This window comes from Pseudoduganella danionis, from assembly GCF_009720775.1.
In the GTDB taxonomy this organism is placed as follows: Bacteria; Pseudomonadota; Gammaproteobacteria; order Burkholderiales; family Burkholderiaceae_D; genus Rugamonas; species Rugamonas danionis.
Genome location: NZ_WNKW01000001.1, coordinates 1361593 through 1372936 on the forward strand (window position 1 = coordinate 1361593; position 11344 = coordinate 1372936).

Annotated in this window: 10 protein-coding genes; 3 read left to right on the forward strand and 7 right to left on the reverse strand. The window is 60.3% G+C overall.

Features of this window, described 5'->3' with window-relative positions; translation table 11 throughout:
• Positions 1-41: 41 nt before the first annotated feature.
• From GM655_RS05875 to GM655_RS05900, 6 genes are all read right to left on the reverse strand, one after another.
• Complete coding sequence (locus tag GM655_RS05875) at positions 42-1274, reverse strand: MFS transporter (protein ID WP_155433625.1); 1233 nt, start codon at positions 1272-1274, stop codon at positions 42-44.
• Positions 1271-1594 carry a hypothetical protein gene (locus GM655_RS05880; protein ID WP_155433626.1) on the reverse strand — a complete coding sequence of 108 codons (324 nt, stop codon included), beginning with the start codon at positions 1592-1594 and terminating at the stop codon, positions 1271-1273. Before GM655_RS05880 ends, GM655_RS05875 begins: the two co-directional genes overlap by 4 nt.
• Before the next feature lie 26 nt (positions 1595-1620).
• Positions 1621-2157, reverse strand: coding sequence for a sigma-70 family RNA polymerase sigma factor (locus GM655_RS05885; protein ID WP_155433627.1), 537 nt, complete (start codon positions 2155-2157; stop codon positions 1621-1623).
• Positions 2158-2314: 157 nt separating this feature from the next.
• The gene (locus GM655_RS05890; protein ID WP_155433628.1) at positions 2315-3706 is read right to left on the reverse strand and encodes a DEAD/DEAH box helicase; all 1392 of its coding nucleotides are present in this window, start codon (positions 3704-3706) and stop codon (positions 2315-2317) included.
• Positions 3707-4102: 396 nt separating this feature from the next.
• Complete coding sequence (fabI, locus tag GM655_RS05895; protein ID WP_155433629.1) at positions 4103-4894, reverse strand: enoyl-ACP reductase FabI; 792 nt, start codon at positions 4892-4894, stop codon at positions 4103-4105.
• A gap of 218 nt (positions 4895-5112) precedes the next feature.
• Entirely contained in the window at positions 5113-6498 is a 1386-nt protein-coding gene (locus GM655_RS05900) for a transglycosylase SLT domain-containing protein (protein WP_155433630.1), read from the reverse strand.
• Between the two features lie 225 nt (positions 6499-6723).
• Between GM655_RS05900 and GM655_RS05905 the strand changes: the two genes are divergently transcribed.
• Both GM655_RS05905 and GM655_RS05910 read left to right on the forward strand, forming a co-directional pair.
• A complete protein-coding gene (locus GM655_RS05905; protein ID WP_155433631.1) occupies positions 6724-7287 on the forward strand; it encodes a DUF1415 domain-containing protein in 564 nt (187 codons plus the stop codon).
• Entirely contained in the window at positions 7280-7468 is a 189-nt protein-coding gene (locus GM655_RS05910; protein ID WP_155433632.1) for a DUF1289 domain-containing protein, read from the forward strand. Before GM655_RS05905 ends, GM655_RS05910 begins: the two co-directional genes overlap by 8 nt.
• Positions 7469-7530: 62 nt before the next feature.
• Here the strand turns inward: GM655_RS05910 and GM655_RS05915 are convergent, their stop codons facing one another.
• Positions 7531-8040, reverse strand: coding sequence for a DUF1993 domain-containing protein (locus GM655_RS05915; RefSeq protein ID WP_155433633.1), 510 nt, complete (start codon positions 8038-8040; stop codon positions 7531-7533).
• Between the two features lie 169 nt (positions 8041-8209).
• Between GM655_RS05915 and GM655_RS05920 the strand changes: the two genes are divergently transcribed.
• Complete coding sequence (locus GM655_RS05920) at positions 8210-11326, forward strand: EAL domain-containing protein (protein ID WP_155433634.1); 3117 nt, start codon at positions 8210-8212, stop codon at positions 11324-11326.
• The last annotated feature ends 18 nt before the right edge of the window (positions 11327-11344 follow it).

Here is an 11344-nt window from a genome sequence, read left to right on the forward strand (position 1 = left end):
GCAACAATGTATTCAATTATTTCATTGTATTGGACAGAATCTCAAGTTTGCCGGGGCCGTAGCGCCAGTTGCTGGTGCAGCCGCCACACCAGTGCCATGGCTAGCAAAGCGGAAGCAACGACCACGTAGCCGATGCGGTCAAAGTGCAGTAGCTGGCCGCTGGCGCTGCTCGCCACGATATGCCCGGCCAGCACCGAGGCCAGCCCGCCCGACAGCTGCTGGATGGAGGCACTGATGGCATTGAATGCGCCCCGTTTGGTGGCCGTCGGCACACTGCTCATCATGGCCTGCACGGGGATCATGCGCGAGAAGATGCCGATGAACAGCAGGGTATTCACGATGATCAGGGCCAGCAGCGACGTATGGCCCAGATTGGTGTAAATCAGCACCATGGCGATCGACAGCACAGTGCCGAACAGGTAGACGCGGAATTTGCCCACGCTGTCCGCCGCCTTGCCCACCAGTGGCCCGATGAAGATCGTGCACAGGCCCGTCACCAGATAGATGGTGGGCAGGTGGTCGAGCGAAATACCCAGATTGTTGACCACGTAGGCGCTGCCAAACGGCATCAGCATGAAGCCGCCCGTGCTGAGCAGGGCCGTGATGGCAAACGCCAGCAAGTGTTCGCGCTCGGTCAGCGTGTGGTACAGGTGCAGCCACGCACTGTGTTCCTGCGGCTGCTTCAGGTGCGCATTCACGGGCTGCATCTGCCAGGCCACCAGCAGGCCGCCGGCCAGACTGAACAGGGCCATGGCTATGAAGGGCACATGCCAGTTCCACTGGTTGGACAGGTAGATGCCGGCCGGCAGGCCCAGCACCTGACTGGCGGCAAACGCGGTCTGGATCAGGCCCATCACGCGGCCGCGCTGTTCCGGTGCGAACAGGTCGGTGGCGATGGCCAGTACGACCGAGCCGATCACGCCGCCAAACAGGCCCGTGACGATGCGCGCCAGCAGCAGCGATTCAAAGCTCTGCGCCATGCCGCACCACAGCGTGCCGAGGATGAAGCCAGTGTAGAAGAACAGCAGCAAACGCTTGCGGTCGTAACGGTCGGCAAAACCGGCCGTGAGCAGGCCGGAAATGCCGGCGCTGAAGGCGTAGGCCGAGACGACGACACCGAACTGGCTGGGGCTGATCTGCAAGGCTGGCATGATCAGTGCGCCCAGCGGCGACATCAGCATGAAGTCGAGGATGACGGCGAACTGCAGGAAGGCCAGCAGGCCGACGACGATTTTCTGGTAGCCGCTAAACGGTACGGCAGAGCTTGGTTTCATTCGGTTTTTTCTTCGGCTTTAGGGCGGCAGAATATGCCGCGGTCTTTATGGAACTGGGCGCGTTCTTCCGGCGTCATGGCTTGCCAGCGGGCCCAGCGTTCGCGGTGGCTATGGCCGTCGTGATGGTGGCCGTGGCGTCCGCGGAAGCCGCCGAACAGGATGCGGCACAGGATCAGCAGCCCCATGGCGTGCCAGTAATCGATGCTCTGGGCGCCGCTGAAGATGCCGGGCATGACGGCGTTCCATAGCCACATGACGACGCCGGACATGGCAGCAATCGCCGCCAGTATCAGGGGGATGAAGAGCAGTTTCCATTTCATGATATTCACTCCTTGGTATTCGTTACTTATTCAGGTTCATACAGGTATTGCAGGCGTGCGCGCAGGTATTGCACGGCATAACGCTTGCGTGCCAGCAGGGTATTGATCGGGGTACCGCTGGCCTCGGCCATTTCCTTGAAGCTCACGCCGTCGAGTTCATGGGCGACGAACACTTCACGCTGGGCGGCAGGCAGATCTTCCAGCGCGGCCTGCAGTTCTTCCAGCAGCATGGCGCGCGCATAGGCTTCTTCGGGCCCGCCATCAGGCGAGGGCAGCAGCAGGTCGAGGTGATATTCTTCATCATCGTCGCTGCCAGTCAGATCGGCCAGCGCCACTTCGCGCTTCTTGCGGAAGCGGTCGATGATGCGGTTGCGCGCTACACGGTAGAGCCACGCAGTCACCTGTTCTATCGGTTCCGGTAAACGATAGGCTTGCACGAACTCATGGAACACATCCTGCAGGATGTCGTCGGCATCGGTAGGGTCGGCCACGCGGCGGCGGATGAAGTTGCCGAGGCGTGAACGCTCCTTGAGCACGGTGGCGGTAATAGCCTGTTCTGTCATGGTTTGCGCGGAAGTCATGCCCTGAAGACGGGCCGGCGGAACGGATATTGTAGACGCTGACAGAAAAAACGCCACCGGCAGCATGACTGGCGGTGGCGTTGCGGGGTTCTTACCCGTTCAGATCGCGCACGCGGAACTGAACGGGTGCGGCGGCCGATTAACGGTCGCCGTAGCTGCGGCGGGCCGCGCCTTCGCTGCTGCGCGGGTTACTACCTTTGTAGCCGCCTTCCTTGCGCGGTGCGCCCGGCTTGCTGAAGCTGCGCTGGCCCGGCTTGGCGCCATTGCGGTTGTCGCCCGGCTTCCAGCCGCCCGGACGCGAGCTCGAGCGCGGTGGGAAGCTGGTTTTCTTTGGCTCGTAGCCTTCGATTACGTTGACCGGAATCAGTTGCTTGGTGAAGCGCTCGATACGCTTCACGTTCATGCCTTCGGCGTGGTTGACCAGCGAGATGGCCAGACCGTTACGGCCGGCACGGCCGGTACGGCCGATACGGTGCACATAGTCTTCCGGGAATTTCGGCAGGTCGTAGTTGAACACGTGGGTGATGTTCGGCACGTCGATACCGCGCGCGGCAACGTCGGTTGCGATCAGGATCTTCACGTGGCCGCGGCGCAGGCTTTCCAGCGTGCGGTTACGGGCGCCCTGATGCATGTCGCCATGCAGTGCGGCAGCCGAGAAACCGGCGATGTTCAGACGGTCGGCGATGGTATCGGCGTCACGCTTGGTAGCGGTGAATACCACGGCCTGATCCAGCGCTTCGTCGCGCAGCAGGTGGTCCAGCAGGCGGTTCTTGTGCGACAGATCGTCGACGAAGTGCACGCGCTGGGTGATGTTTTCATGCTTGTTGGCGGCCGTCATGATCTGGATGATCTGCGGATCTTTGGTGATGCGGCGTGCCATATTGCCGACTACGCCGTCCAGCGTGGCCGAGAACAGCATGGTCTGGCGGCTGGCCGGAGTGGCGGCGACGATTTTTTCGATGTCGTCGATGAAGCCCATGTCCAGCATGCGGTCAGCTTCGTCCAGCACCAGAATTTCCAGTTGCGAGAAGTCGATCTTGCCCGATTCCATGTGGTCGATCAGACGGCCAGGGGTAGCGACCAGAATCTCCGGATTCTTGGCCAGCAGTTGCATCTGTTTCGGGTAAGGCATACCGCCCAGAATCGACACGGCTTTCAGACGGCGCAGGTTGACGCTGTACTTGTCAGTGTTGGTGGTCACTTGCAGGGCCAGTTCGCGGGTCGGGGTCAGTACCAGCATTTTTGGCTGGGCTGGCTTGAAACGTGGACGTTCACCACGCGCGCGCGCAGCTTGCATTTCCTGATTGTGGGTTTTGCCGCCGGCAGCTGGCTCGAGGGCGGACAGACGGTGCAGCGAAGGCAGCATGAATGCTGCCGTTTTGCCGGAACCGGTTTGCGAGGAAACCAACAAGTCCTTGCCGGCGATGGCGGCGGGTACGGCTTGCTCCTGCACGGGCGTAGGCTTGGTGTAGCCGGCGTCGGTGAGGGCTTTGATAATGGACGTGTTGAGACCAAGTGCTTCAAATGTCATGCTGTTCTTTCGTAAAATTCTGCGTCCGGCTCAGGCGCCGAGCGCGATATAGCAACGCCAACCACAGACGAAATGGCCCATCGAACTAGTATAGGACAGAAATTTCGGCACAAAAGCTTTGCGCCGGGACGGTGTCAGGTTCGACACACAGGGCGGGAGGGCTTTATAAATCGCGACACCCCAAGGGTGCGCTACAGGCTTGCGAAGCTGCTCATTGTTATCTTTGCCACTGTGATGTACAGGGCAGGGCGGCATTATATCCGATATTGCGCGGCGCTGCACCAGCTATTTTGCGGCGCCGCATTTTGTGCCGCTGCAGCGCGCGCGATGGCGGCAAGCCGGTCGGCGAAAAAAAAGCGCCCGGTGGTGGGCGCTTTTTTATGGGCTGGGGCCGGCTTACGCGTAGTCTTCCGCGTTCAAGCCCATCACATGCGAGAAACCGCCATCGACATAGGTGATTTCGCCGGTGATGCCGGAGGCCAGATCGGACAGCAGGAAGGCGGCCGTATTGCCGACTTCTTCGATGGTCACATTGCGGCGCAGCGGAGCGTGCGAGGAGGCGAAGCCCAGCAGTTTGCCGAAGTCCTTGATGCCCGAAGCAGCCAGCGTCTTGATCGGACCCGCGGAAATGCCGTTCGAGCGGATGCCGTGCTTGCCCAGGTTTTCGGCCAGATAGCGTACCGACGCTTCCAGCGAAGCCTTGGCCAGGCCCATGGTGTTGTAGTAAGGGATAGCACGGATGGCGCCCAGATACGACAGGGTCAGCAGCGAGGAACCTTCTTTCAGCAGCGGCAGGGCGGCTTTGGCCAGTGCCGGGAAGCTGTAGGCGGAAATGTCGTGGGCAATGCGGAAGTTCTCGCGGGTCAGGCCGTCGAGGAATTCGCCGGCGATGGCTTCGCGCGGGGCGAAACCGATGGCGTGTACCAGACCGTCGAGCTGGCTCCAGCTCTGGGCCAGATCGGTAAACAGGGCAGCGATCTGCTCGTCGCTGGTGACGTCGCAGTCGTATACCAGCTTGCTGTCGAATTCGGCAGCGAACTCGGTGATGCGGTCTTTGAAACGTTCGCCCACATAGGTGAACGCCAGTTCGGCGCCTTCGCGGTGGCAAGCTTTAGCGATACCGTAAGCGATGGAACGGTTCGACAGCAAACCAGTGATGAGGATTTTTTTGCCTTGCAGGAACGCCATATTGACTCCGATTGCGACTGCGTGCCTGGCTGGCCGAGTAGGCGGGCTGGCGACGTCAGTTTGGTTATTGAGTTTGAAAGGCCGGAGGCCGGACAAGACCGAGATTGTAGGGCGAGTGGGGCACTACTGCAACCCGGTCAGCAGGCCGATTTCTGTGAAAACCGGCCCCGGACTGGATAAAACGGGGCAAAAACGACAGTTTTGCCCCTTAGACAGCATCAGTCGTCGTTTTTGTGACGTTTCTTGTGCGAACTGCTTTTTTCCGTTTTGCTGTCGCTGCGGGCCTGCTTGTAGCTGGTCTTGCTGACTTTGCCTGCCTTGCTGCTGCGTTCGCGTTCAGCTTCGAAGGCGACGGTGGCCGTGCGTTCCACTTCGGCCGGAATGTCGAGGCTGGCGCTGGTCGACAGTTTTGGCACCAGAATGGTGGAGCCGGCTTTGAGCGCCGTTTTCTGCGGGATATTGTTGGCCTGACGGATCACATCGGGGGTGGTGTGGAAGCGCGAGGCCAGCGTGCTGATGCTTTCGCGCGCACTGGTGATCTTGTGGGTGGTCCAGGTGGACAGGTTTTTACCCCACTGAGCCAGATTCAGGTGGAATTTGTCGGCATTTTCCTTGGGCAGCAAAATCTTGGTCTGTTCGTCGCCCGTGATTACGGGGCGCTTGAACTGCGGGTTCAAGGCCTTGAATTCGTCCACCGACAGTTCGGCCAGATGGGCCGCAATGGTCAGATCGATATCGCTGGTCTTGTCCACGGCCGTGAAATACGGCGTGTTATCGATGGCGGGCAGGTTCAAGCCGTACTGGGCCGGATTGGCCACGATGTTTTTCACGGCTTGCAGCTTGGGCACATAGTTGCGTGTTTCGGCCGGCATCAGTTCGGCCAGACTTTCGAAATCGGTCGGCTTGCCGGCGGCCTGATTGCGCTTGATGGCTTTCTGTACCGAGCCTTCGCCCCAGTTGTAGGCGGCCAGCGCGAGTTGCCAGTCGCCGAACATATCGTACAGGCGCTGCAGATAGGTCAGCGCAGCATCGGTCGAGGCCAGTATGCCGCGTCGCTCATCCTTGAAGGCATCCTGCTTGAGGTTGAAATCGCGCCCCGTGCCCGGTACGAACTGCCACATGCCGGCCGCATTGGCGCTGGACAGGGCTTGCGGGTTGAAGGCCGATTCGATGAAGGGCAGCAGCGCCAGTTCAGTCGGCATACCGCGTTTTTCCAGTTCCGTCACCACATGGAACAGGTAGCGCGAAGCGCGCGTAGTGGTGCGGGCAATATAGTCGGGACGGGTGGCATACCAGTTCACATGCTTGCCGACCAGTTCATTGCTGATGTCGGGGATGGCATAGCCACTACGGATGCGGCCCCACACGTCTTTTTCACGGAAAGCATCGTCCTCGGCGCTTTTGGCGGCCGGTTTGGCGGGTTTCTGGGAGCTGAGGTCGGAGACGGGGAAGCGGGGGAGATTGCTGTTGACGCTGTTGACGGCACTGGTGGCGGCGGCTGAGCCTGCCGGCGGGTAGCCGGTGTTGTCATCGTGGGCCTGGGCCGGCGCCAGTAGCGCTAGCAGGGTGGCCAGAACCGCGGAATGGGGAATTCGTGCTTGCATAGTATCCTAATATTGTCGACTGGAAACATCGATCGGACTATGAATAAACCCCGAGTGTACGGAGACCCTGCCGGCACGTCAAGAACTATGTCAGGCGTATGACAGGGTGGTTTGTGGAATATTTCCAATCAGATAGCGAGCAGATGGCGGCAGATTGCGGGAAGTAGGCTTTCCGCGGCAGAGTGCGTACAATCCTGCTTTTGCGCAGTCCACAAGGAATTGAATATGAGCCGTCCCGTCCCCGATCATGATGCCGTCATCGCCGCCACCGCCCACTGGGTGGACAAGGCAGTGATAGGCCTGAACCTGTGCCCGTTTGCCAAGGCCGTGCAGGTGAAGAAGCAGATCCGCTATGTGGTCTCGGACGCCAGCACGCCGGAACAGTTGCTCGAGCAACTGGTGGCGGAACTGGAAGTGCTGGCCGAAGCCCATCCCGAGAAAATCGATACCACCTTGCTGATCCACCCGCAGGTGCTGACGGATTTCGAGGACTTCAACGAGTTTCTTGATGTGGCCGATGCGGCACTGGAAGAGCTGCAGCTCGATGGTGAATTGCAGATTGCCAGCTTCCATCCGGATTACCAGTTTGCCGATACCGACCGTAATGATATCGACAACTACACCAACCGTTCGCCTTATCCTACCCTGCACCTGATCCGCGAAGACAGCATAGACCGCGCCGTGGAGGCCTTCCCCGAGGCGGCCGATATTTTCGAAAAGAATATTGCCACCATGCGTGCGCTAGGGCACGATGGCTGGGACAAGCTGATGCAGGGCAAAGATGAGTGATCTGCCGATCCGGCCCGATACGCCGTGCGTGGCCGTATGCTCGACCACCTTCGATGAAATCTGCCGCGGCTGCGGCCGTAGCGTGACCGAGGTAGCGCACTGGGTCTCCATGAGCGCCGAGGCCAAGGAAGTGGTGTGGCAGCGCATTCTGGCGCAGGGCTATCCGCGCCGCAACACCTGAAGCCCACGGCCGCAGTGCGGCCGTGCAGCTCAGTTGCAGCTTAGTGACAGCTAAGTTGTAACTTAGTAATTACCGATAAAGTCTTTCTTGCCAATTTCGATGCCGTTGTGGCGCAGAATGTCGTAGGCCGTGGTAGCGTGGAAATAGAAATGCGGCAGAGCGTAGTGGAATAGATACACGGCGCCCATGAAGTGTTTGGTCTTCTCGCCGCTGCCGGTGGTGATCGCGCGGCCTTCGCTGCCTTCGATGGCACTGCGTGGCACGCTTTCGATGAAGTGCAGGGTTTTCTCGATGCGCGCGCGCAGTTCGGCGAAGCTGGTTTCATTGTCGTCGTAGGAGGGCACGTCCTGGCCGCCGAGACGGGCCGCCGCACCTTTGGCGAAGTCGCAGGCGATCTGGATCTGGCGGGTGAAGTTCAGCATGTCCGGGTAGAGGCGGTATTGCAGCAATGCTTGCGGATCAATTTTCTTTTCTGCGACATGTGCCTCAGCCTTTTCCAGCAGTGCGAGCTGGGCGCCCAGTATCTGTTTAAACACGGGGATGGATGCGGTGTACATAGAGAAGGTAGTCATGGTAGTCCCTCGTAAACGGTGAGGGGCGATCATAGCGCGCCATGGAGTTTTTTGCATGCCATGGAACTTTTAAGACGGAATCCGTGCATAATTCTGCTTGGTAATGTTAATTTTCCGCTATCCATAGCCCCATACACGATGCTGTTTCAACACTGTTTCCCGTTTCCGCATGCTTAGCCGCCTGATAGTGAGCCTGCGTACACGGCTGGGATTGCTCTACGGACGCTCCATATATGGCGCGCTGTTGCTCGTGGTGCTAGGCGGTCTGGCCGTGCCGGCCATGGTTGGCAGCTATGTGCTGGTAGGCGTGCGCGAGCAGGAAGCGGCCCGCACGGCCCTGCAGGAAGCTTTGCAGCGCAATGCCGACATCCTCGCGCTGGGCATGCAGGAATCGCTGTGGAATATGAATACCGAATCGGCCCATTCGCTGGTCGATTCCGTCATGCGCGACCCCGCCGTGCTGCAGGTGCAGGTGGTGGGGCAGGCCGACACCCAGTTCATGAAAGTGCAGTCGCAGCGCAAGCTGACAGGCCATGTGCTGCGGGCCGAGCGCGAAGTGGTGGTACGCGGCGAGCGCATCGGCCACATCACGCTGGAAATGGATGATGCGCGCAGCCAGCAGGAGCTGGCCGAAAAGCGTACCTCGTATATTCTGGTGCTGGCCGGGCAGGCGCTGATTTCTGCGCTGCTGATCGTGCTCTTCCTGAATGCCCGCCTGATGAAACCGCTGCGCAAGCTGATGCGCTTTTCCAACCGGCTCTCGCATGGCGATTTCGATACACGGCTGGACCTGAGCGGCAGCGACGAACTGGGCCTGCTGGCCAGCCAGCTGGACCAGATGCGCGTGGCGATCCGCCGCCTGTTCGACGATATCGGCCAGCGTGAGGAACGTTTCCGCACCATCGTCACGCAGGTGCCGGGTGCCGTGTTCCGCTGCCGTCCCGATGGCGCCATCGATTTCGTCTCGGAAGCCATCGAAGAGATTTCCGGCTATCCGGCCGCCCAGTTCATGCGCGGTACCACCCATGAGTGGACCAATCTGATCGTGCCGGAAGACCGGCGCCGCCAGCGCCGCGCCGTGACGGACGCGATCCAGTCGCGCCAGCCGTATGAAGTCGAATACCGCATCGTCGATGCGCGCGGAGTGGAGCGCTGGGTGCTGGAAAACGGCCAACCGCAGACCCATGAAGGTGATCCGGTGCCCTGGGTGGACGGCATCATTTCCGATGTCAGCCAGCGCAAGTCGAATGAAATGCGGATTGCTGCGCTGCTGGCCGAGCAGAGCGCGATTCTCGATAACGTGATGTTTGGCGTGATGTTCGTGCGCCACCGCCAGATTGTGTCCGTCAACCGCCGCTGCGAACAGCTGTTCGGCTACGAGCCGGGCGGGCTGACTGGCGCTTCCACGGCCATCCTGTTCGCCGACAGCTTCGACTTCGAAGCCAGCGGCATACGCCAGTATCGCGCGCTGTCGCAGGGCGAATACTTCAGCGAAGAACGCCACTACCGGCGCAAGGATGGCAGCATGCTGTGGTGTCTGGTCAGCGGCTGCGCGCTCGACAAGCAGCATGCGGAAGAAGGCAGCATCTGGGTGTTTGCCGACATCAGCGAACGCAAGGAGTCGGAAGAGAAGCTGCGCCTGTCGGCCACCGTGATCGAGCATATCGCCGATGGCGTGGTGGTGCTCGATGGCCAAGGCATGATCGTGGCCGTGAATCCGGCCTTTACCCAGATTACCGGCTATACGGAAGCCGAGGCGCTGGGCAAGGATCACACGCTGACCCGTTCGGGACGGCATGATGAGGCCTTCTACGCAAGCATGTGGCATGAGCAGGTATCGCAGGGTTACTGGCGCGGCGAAATCTGGAACCGCCGCAAGAGCGGCGAGCTGTATCTGGAACAGTTGACGGTGAACGCCGTGCGCGACAGCGATGGCGTCACCACCCATTATGTGGGCGTGTTCAGCGACATCACCAAGGCCAAGGAATCGCAGGAAAAACTCGACCATCTGGCGCACCATGATCCGCTCACGGCGCTGCCTAACCGTTTGCTGTTCCATGACCGCCTGCAGCATGCGCTGCAGCGCGCCACGCGCGACAAGGAGCAACTGGCGCTGCTGTTCATCGATCTGGACCGCTTCAAATTCGTCAACGATACGCTGGGCCACCACATCGGCGATGAGCTGCTCAAGCAAGTCTCCAAGGCGCTGCAGGCGCGCCTGCGCGAAGGCGATACGCTGGCGCGCTTGGGCGGCGACGAATTCATTGTGCTGCTGGAGGATATCGATAACCAGTATGGCGCCAGCCAGGTGGCGGAAAAACTGGTGCAGATGTTCGAGCAGCCTTTCGTGGTGGCCGGCCACGAACTGTTTGTTACCTGCAGCGTGGGCATCAGCTTGTTCCCCGATGATGCCACCGACCTGAGTATGCTGATCCGTAATGCCGATGTGGCCATGTATCAGGCCAAGGCGCGCGGCCGCAACGGCTATAGCTTCTACACGCCGTCGATGACGGGCGAAGGGGTGGAGCGCCTGCGGCTGGAAACCTTCCTGCGCCGCTCGATCGAAAAAGACGAAATCTTCCTCAACTACCAGCCCCAGGTCGACATCGACACGGGCGCGCTGGTCGGGGTGGAAGCGCTGGTGCGCTGGAACCATCCGGAGCTGGGGCTGGTGCCGCCTATCCGCTTCATTCCGCTGGCCGAAGACACAGGCTTTATCAACCAGCTGGGCCAGTGGGTGCTGCGCGAAGCCTGCCGCCAGATGGTGCGCTGGCAGGAGGCCGGACTGGTGGTGCCCAAGATCGCCGTCAACCTGTCCGTCAAGCAGTTCGAGCGGGGCAGCATCGTCAACATGGTAGCCGATACGCTGCACGAGACGGGGCTGGAACCGGCCCGGCTGCAGCTGGAGGTGACGGAATCGGTGATCATGAATACCGACGATGCCATGGTCTTCATCAACGACCTGCATGCCATCGGCGTGGGGCTGGCGATCGACGATTTCGGCACCGGCTATTCTTCGCTGGCCTACCTCAAGCAGCTGCCCGTGCAGACCTTGAAGATCGACCGTTCCTTCATCAAGGACATCTCGACCGACGTCAATGACGAAGCGATCGCCATCGCGATCATCCAGCTAGGCAAGAGCATGAATCTGTCCGTCATTGCGGAGGGCGTGGAGACGACGCAGCAGGCCGAGTTCCTGGTGCGCCACGGTTGCCATCTGGCGCAGGGCTACCTGTACAGCAAACCGCTGGATGCCGATGTTATGCTGACGCAGTGGAAAAAATAAAAAACGGGAGACTCCCTC